The 6,230-nt window shown below is 66.8% G+C and carries 5 protein-coding genes; 4 read left to right on the forward strand and 1 reads right to left on the reverse strand.

All coding sequences use genetic code 11. From position 1 onward, the window contains the following. Positions 1-1,217: GAF domain-containing sensor histidine kinase (locus tag P2Q66_RS13875; RefSeq protein ID WP_275728993.1), on the reverse strand; the 1,217-nt coding region annotated here is incomplete at its 3' end. 265 nt (positions 1,218-1,482) lie between these two features. On the opposite strand from P2Q66_RS13875, the gene uraD reads away from it, so the two are divergent. The 4 genes from uraD (at position 1,483) to P2Q66_RS13895 (ending at position 5,988) form a co-directional block, all read left to right on the forward strand. Beyond that, positions 1,483-1,980: a 2-oxo-4-hydroxy-4-carboxy-5-ureidoimidazoline decarboxylase gene (uraD, locus tag P2Q66_RS13880; protein ID WP_079595236.1), complete on the forward strand. Its 498-nt coding sequence runs from the start codon at positions 1,483-1,485 to the stop codon at positions 1,978-1,980. Further along, positions 1,977-2,315, forward strand: coding sequence for a hydroxyisourate hydrolase (gene uraH / locus P2Q66_RS13885; protein WP_275728995.1), 339 nt, complete (start codon positions 1,977-1,979; stop codon positions 2,313-2,315). Before uraD ends, uraH begins: the two co-directional genes overlap by 4 nt. 140 nt (positions 2,316-2,455) lie before the next feature. Continuing rightward, positions 2,456-3,268 carry an IclR family transcriptional regulator gene (locus P2Q66_RS13890; RefSeq protein WP_079595238.1) on the forward strand — a complete coding sequence of 271 codons (813 nt, stop codon included), beginning with the start codon at positions 2,456-2,458 and terminating at the stop codon, positions 3,266-3,268. A 212-nt stretch (positions 3,269-3,480) separates the two neighbouring features. Further along, the gene (locus P2Q66_RS13895; RefSeq protein ID WP_275728997.1) at positions 3,481-5,988 is read left to right on the forward strand and encodes an FAD-dependent oxidoreductase; all 2,508 of its coding nucleotides are present in this window, start codon (positions 3,481-3,483) and stop codon (positions 5,986-5,988) included. Positions 5,989-6,230: the final 242 nt, after the last annotated feature.

A 6,230-nucleotide genomic window follows, 5' to 3' on the forward strand; every position in this document is an offset into this window, starting at 1 on the left:
GCGGGAAAGTGCACCGATACGGTGGTGCCGCCGCCGGGCGTCTCACTGATGGCCAGTTCTCCCCCGTGCGACTGGGCGATCCGACGGCAGGTGGCCAGGCCAAGACCGGTCCCGGGGCCGTCACCGGGACGGTTCAACCGGACCAACGGCTGCAGGGCCCGCTCCCGGTCGGCCGGCAGGATGCCCTTGCCGTTGTCCGCCACGTGCACGGTGACCCCGCGGGGGCAGGTGCCGGCGGTCACCGCTACCTCAAGGGCGCGTTGCGGGCTGCGGTAGTTCATGGCGTTGGCCAGCAGGTTCTGGACCAGGGTGCGCAGCTGCGCACGGTCGGCAAGCAGCTCTGCGTCTTCACACAGGATGCCGCTGCCCAGCCCAAGGTCCACGCCAAGGTCCTGCGCAGCCTCCGCCGTCACCGCCAGCAGGGACACCCGCTCCCGGTTCAGGGAGCCGTCCGTGCGGGAGTAATCCAGCACGTCATCGAGGGTTCCGAGCATGCGCCGTGCGCCACTGGCGATCAGCCCCAGGTATTCCATGGACGGATGGTCCGGTGCGATGCCGGGATCATCTTCCGCGAGCTCCACGTATCCCAGGATGGTGGTCAGGGGTGTCCGCAGGTCATGGCTGACGCGCCCCGCGAACTCCGCCAGCATGGCGTTGCTGCGCCGGAGCTCGGCCAGGGCGTCGTTCAACTGGAGGGTGCGGTGCTGCAGCTCGAAGAGCTCCACTGCCTGCTGCGCCAGCACCTCCAGCAGGTCTATCTGATCCGGCGTGGGAAGCGCAGCCTCCGTGGAAAACACGCACAGGGAGCCCAGCACCAGCCCGGTTGAGGTTTTCAGCGGCACCGACGCATAGAAGCGGACATCGGCAATTTCCCCCGTGACGAACGGGTTGGCCGCGAAGCGCGGGTCCTGGGATGCGTCACGCACCACGGTGGTGCCGGGGCCCATAAACACGGTGGCGCACATGGAATCCTCGCGCGAGCAGATGCCGGCGTCGATTCCCGAGGCCGCAACCTGCAGCTGGTGGCTGGATGTGATGATGTTGACCACGCCGTACGGGACACCGCACAACGATGCGGCGAGGCGCACCAGGTTATTGAGGGCATGCTGGGCCCGGTCATCGACCAGCGCCGGTATGGTCCCGGGGCCCGCGGGCACCAGCCCGTACTCCCGCAGGTCAACGTCCCGCCCGGCATCCTGTTCGGTCAGCATTTGCATAGCCGCCCCGTCCGTATTCACTTGATATTCCATTATTGGTTGAAACGGCCTGCGGCCCCTCCGCGATAATACCGGCTGCGCGGAACAGCCGTTGTACTCTCTTGACACCAGTCGTTGACTGCCCTTAGATATTACGTATGCTGAAATAACAGTTCCATGATGCGGAAGCCTGGGTGCGATGTCGTCGCTGCCGGGTGCCGGGAAGTCCGGCCTCCGCATAGCCGTCACCATGGATGCCAGCATTCGTACCGAGGAACCAGCCAGCATGAAGCTTGCCGAATTCAACACCGCGGACCCGGCCGCCGCCGCGGACACCCTCCGGCCCTGCATCGACATCACCAGATGGGTGGACACCGTCGCCGCCGCCCGGCCCTTCGCCAGCAAGGAAGCCCTGTTGGCCTTCGCGTCCGAAGCGGCCAACCCGTTTACCGCTGCCGAGGTGGAATCAGCGATGGCACACCATCCGCGGATCGGGGAACGCCCGACGGCGGGCACCACCGAGGCATCCATGTCCCGTTCCGAGCAGGCCGGCGTCGACCCCGCCGATGCCGCGGCCGCGGAGGCCCTGGCCAAGGGCAACCGGGACTACGAGGAAAAGTTCGGCCGGGTCTTCCTGATCCGCGCCGCCGGGCGCACCGCCCCGGAAATCCTGCAGTCCCTCAACGAACGCCTTACCAACACCCCCGCCCAGGAGGACACCATCGTGGCCCAGCAGCTGCGTGAAATTGCCGTCCTGCGGCTGGAAGGACTGATCAGCGAATGAGCGTCTCCCACGTCACCACCCACATCCTGGACACCGGCGCCGGACGCCCGGCGGCCGGAGTCGCCGTCGTCCTTTTCCAGAACGACGGCGGCACCTGGCGCCGGCTGGCAGCATCCAGCACCGATGCGGACGGCAGGGCGAAAGACCTGGGCCCCGAGCAGCTGGAACCCGGCCACTACAAGCTCAATTTCGCCACGGGCCACTACTACGCCGGGCTGCAGACGGCCACATTCTTCCCGGAAGTGGATCTGGTCTTTGAAGTCACCGGGCCTGAGCACTACCACGTGCCGCTGCTCCTGAGCCCGTTCGCCTACTCCACCTACCGGGGCAGTTAGGGCGGGCTGCGTCAAGCGGATTAACGCAATGTCGGCCCCGTCACAGATCCCGTCATAGGATCAGGAAGGAGACTAACCGAGGGGCCGCTTTGCAGCCTTGTGGCGGGCAGTGAGCCGCAGAAACTACGTGAGAGTGGATCATGGCTTCGAACAATGACCTTGAATCCGACGCCGATACCGAGGGCACCCAGCACGGCGGAGTCCAATCCGTGGAGCGGGCACTGACCGTCCTGGAGATCCTGGCCCGGGAAGGCCATGCCGGCGTGAGCGAAATCGCCGAAGAAATGGGGATCCACAAGTCCACCGTCTCCCGTCTGATGGGATCCCTGGTGAGCCGTGAGATGGTCCACCAAAACAGCGACCGCGGCAAATACCAGCTGGGGTTCGGCATCCTGCGCCTCGCCAGTTCCATACCCGGCCGGCTGAGTCTGGTGCAGGAAGCCCGGCCCGTGCTGGAGAGCCTGGCCCTGGAATTTAAGGAAACCGTCAACCTGGCCGTCCTGCGTTCCAACTACGCCGTCAACGTGGACCAGGCCATGGGCCCGTCAACGCTCGCCACGTACGACTGGGTGGGCAGCCTGACGCCCCTGCACGCAACGTCCAGCGGGAAGGTCCTGCTCGCCGCCCTGAGCGCGGACGAGCGCGACCGGATCCTGAAGGAAACTGGCCTGTCGGCGCGGACTCCGCGGACCATCACCAGCAGGAAAGAGCTGGAAACCCAGCTGCTCGACGTCGCCCGGAACGGCTACGCGGTGGTGAACGAGGAGTTCGAGATCGGCCTGACGGCTGCTGCCGTTCCGGTCTTCAACCACCTGGGGGTCGTCGTCGGGGCCGTGAGCATCTCGGGACCGGCTTTCCGCTTCATTCCCGAGGAGACGCCCGGACTCATCGATGCACTCAAGCAGGCCGGACTGCAGATCAGCGCAAAGATGGGTTACACCGGCGGCCGCTGAACCACTTCGAGCCGGGCTGCGGTTCTTCGCGTGAAAGCGGAGGGCCGCAGCCTTTCGGCGTTTAACAGGCAACAAAGGCGAAAACCCTTGACATCTCCTGTGCGCTCCGTCACGGTGTTGCATATGGTGATGCGTGTTGCTCATAGCGAGCGGGCGCGTTTATCCCTACGACAGCCAGCTCCCGCCAACGCCACCCAGGAGAACCACAGACCATGAGCGCATCACCACGCGTTGTCATCATCGGAGCCGGCATCGTCGGCACCAACCTTGCCGACGAACTCGCCGGCCGCGGCTGGACCAACATCACCGTCGTCGAGCAAGGTCCGCTGGAACTCGCAGGCGGGTCAACCTCGCACGCACCGGGCCTGGTGTTCCAGACCAATCCGTCCAAGACCATGACGGAGTTCGCCACCTACACCGTGAACAAGCTGCTCTCGCTCAGCGCCGACGGCGTCTCCTGCTTCAACCAGGTGGGCGGGCTTGAGCTGGCCACCACCGAGGCGCGGCTCGAGGACCTGAAGCGCAAGCTTGGCTACGCCACCTCCTGGGGCGTCGACGGCCGGCTGATCGACGCGGACGAATGCGAAAAGCACTGGCCGCTGCTGAACAGCGGCGCCCTGGCCGACGGGCGGCGGGTCCTGGGCGGCCTGTACGTCCCCTCGGACGGCCTGGCGTCCGCAGCCCGCGCCGTCCAGCTCCTCATCGCCAAGGCCCGGGCGGCAGGCGTGACGTTCCTGGGCTCCACACCGGTCACAGGCATCGAGCAGGCGGCCGGCAAGGTCACCGGTGTTGAAACCCCCGACGGCGTGATCCCGGCTGACATCGTGGTGTCCTGCGCCGGGTTCTGGGGCCGCGAGCTCGGCAAGATGGTGGGCATGCAGGTGCCGCTCCTTCCCCTGGCGCACCAGTATGTCAAGACCACTCCGCTCGAGGGGCTGCGGGACGTCAATGAGCTTCCGAACGGCGCCAGCAAGCCCATCCTGCGCTACCAGGACCGCGACCTCTACTTCCGCGAGCACGGCAACCGCATCGGCATCGGCAGCTACGCGCACAAGCCCATGCCCGTGGACATGGAACGGCTTCCGCGCGTCGGTGCCGGTGAGATGTCGGACCACAACATGCCCTCCCGCCTGGACTTCACCCTGGAAGACTTTGCCCCCGCCTGGGAGGACTGCCAGGACCTGCTGCCGGCCCTGCACGCGACGCAGATCAACGACGGCTTCAACGGCATCTTCTCCTTCACCCCGGACGGCGGCCCGCTCATGGGCGAATCGCCCGACGTCGAAGGGTTCTTCGTGGCGGAGGCCGTGTGGGTCACCCACTCCGCCGGCGTGGCCAAGGCGATGGCCGAGATGCTGGTGGAAGGCGAGTCCCGCACCGACCTGCACGGCTGTGAAATCTCCCGCTTCGAGAAGGTGCAGACCTCCGACGCCTACGTCAGTGAAACATCCCAGCAGAACTTCGTGGAAATCTACGACATCCTGCACCCGCTCCAGCCCCGGGAAGCCCCGCGGGACGTGCGCGTGAGCCCCTTCAACGTCCGGCAGAAGGAACTGGGGGCGTTCTTCCTGGAGTCCGCAGCCTGGGAACGGCCGCACTGGTTCGAGGCCAACCGCGGCCTGCTGGAGGCGCTGCCCGCCGAATGGCAGGCCCCGGAACGGGACGAGTGGTCCGGCATGTTCCACTCCCCTATCTCCGCAGCCGAAGCGTGGAAGACGCGTACCGCCGTCGCGCTCTACGACATGACGCCCCTCAAGCGGCTCGCCGTCACCGGCCCCGGAGCCCTGGACCTGCTCCAGCGCCTCAGCACCGGCAACATCGCCAAGAAGCCCGGAGCAGTCACCTACTGCCTGCTGCTGGCGGACGACGGCGGCATCCGCAGCGACGTGACCGTCGCACGGCTTGGCGAGCAGGACTTCCAGCTGGGCGTGAACAGCAACGTGGACTTCGACTATCTGCGCGTGGAGGCCCGGAAGCAGTCCGCCGGGGACCCGTCGCGGTGGGTGCATGTCACGGACATCACCGGCAGCACCTGCTGCATCGGCCTGTGGGGACCGCTGGCGCGTGAAGTGATGGCCAAGGTCAGCACCGACGACCTCAGCAACGACGGACTGAAGTACTTCCGCACCAAGGAAATCACCATCGGCGGCATTCCCGTCACGGCCATGCGGCTCTCCTACGTGGGCGAGCTCGGCTGGGAGCTGTACACCACCGCCGAATACGGCCTGAAGCTGTGGGACCTGCTCTTCGAAGCGGGCCGGGAGCACGGCATCATCGCTGCGGGCCGCGGCGCCTTCAACAGCATGCGGCTGGAAAAGGGCTACCGGCTCTGGGGCACGGACATGACCACGGAGCACCACCCCTACCAGTCCGGCCTGGGCTTCTCCGTGGCCAAGGACAAGGTTGGGTACGTGGGCTGCGATGCGCTGGCCGCCCGCAAGTCGCAGCCGGCGGCCAAGACGCTGCGTTGCCTGACGGTCGACGACGGCACCTCGGTGGTGCTGGGCAAGGAACCTGTCTACGTCAACGGCGAAGCCTCGGGCTACGTCACCAGCGCCGCCTACGGCTTCTCCATCGGCAAGCCGATCGCCTACGCCTGGCTGCCGTCCGCCGTTGACGTCGAGGACGCCGTGGAGATCGAATACTTCGGCCGGCGCGTGGCCGCCACCGTCACCGCCGAACCGCTGTTCGACCCGGGCATGGAGCGCCTGCGCGGCTAAGCAAAGCAGTGGCTGGGCCCGCCGAAACCCCCGGTGGTTGAGCCTGTCGAAGCCCGGCGGGCTCAACCACCTTTAGGTTCCGCTAACCCCCAGCCGCACAGTCCCTTCGAGGTACCGCACGCACGTGCCGGAGAGCAGGGTGCGGGCGCCCTCCACTCGGCAAAGCACCGTGCCGCCCCTGGCCGAGAGCTGCCGGGCAGCCAGGACCGTGCTGTCCAGCCGGCCGGCCCAGAGCGGCGCAA

Source organism: Arthrobacter sp. Cr_A7 (assembly GCF_029222765.1).
Classification (GTDB): domain Bacteria; phylum Actinomycetota; class Actinomycetes; order Actinomycetales; family Micrococcaceae; genus Arthrobacter.